The organism is Glutamicibacter sp. MCAF14, assembly GCF_052114325.1.
GTDB classification, from domain to species: Bacteria; Actinomycetota; Actinomycetes; order Actinomycetales; family Micrococcaceae; genus Glutamicibacter; species Glutamicibacter arilaitensis.
In genome coordinates, this window is record NZ_JBFREO010000026.1 from 1 (window position 1) to 616 (window position 616).

The 616-nt window shown below is 55.5% G+C and carries 2 protein-coding genes; both read left to right on the plus strand.

The window, feature by feature from the left end; genetic code table 11:
- Positions 1-137 (plus strand): HU family DNA-binding protein (locus tag AB4Y71_RS17985; RefSeq protein WP_441718479.1); only part of this gene is annotated, 137 nt, incomplete at its 5' end.
- Positions 138-410: 273 nt separating this feature from the next.
- A partial coding sequence (locus AB4Y71_RS17990) for an HU family DNA-binding protein (protein WP_441722058.1) occupies positions 411-616 on the plus strand: 206 nt, incomplete at its 3' end.

Consider the following 616-nt stretch of genomic DNA (forward strand, 5'->3'; position numbering starts at 1 on the left):
TGGCTGTAGAGCGCACCGACCGTGCAGCTCGTACCGGCCGCAACCCACAGACCGGCGAAGCGATCCAGATTCCTGCAGGCCACTCGGTCAAGCTGACCGCTGGCTCGAAGCTGAAGGCTGCTGTAGCAAAGAAGTAAGCTTCTTTAAGCGCTCTCCAAGGCCTGCTGTTCCGTGATGGGATGGCAGGTCTTGGTGCGTTAAGGAACCTTGCAAAACCCGGCGTTGACCCCAAAAATGATGCCGTTGAGCCAAGAAATCTGCAATTAGTTGAAAAAATCCCTGATTTTCGCCTGTTTTCCGGCGTTTTGGGGCGAAACGTTTGATATGTTCTCACTGATAAGACCGTGCGACCGTGCGGCGTTCGGGGCCCGGCATCGGGCTTTGGATCACTAGTCCAGGAGGACCATACATTGGCTATGAACCGTAGCGAACTTGTTGCTGCTGTTGCAGCGAAGACCGAAAACTCTCAGGTTGCCGTCAACGGTGTTCTGGATGCAGTCTTCGAGGTTTTCGTCGACCAGATTTCCAAGGGTGAAAAGGTTTCGATCCCAGGTTGGTTGGCTGTAGAGCGCACCGACCGTGCAGCTCGTACCGGCCGCAACCCACAGACCGGCGA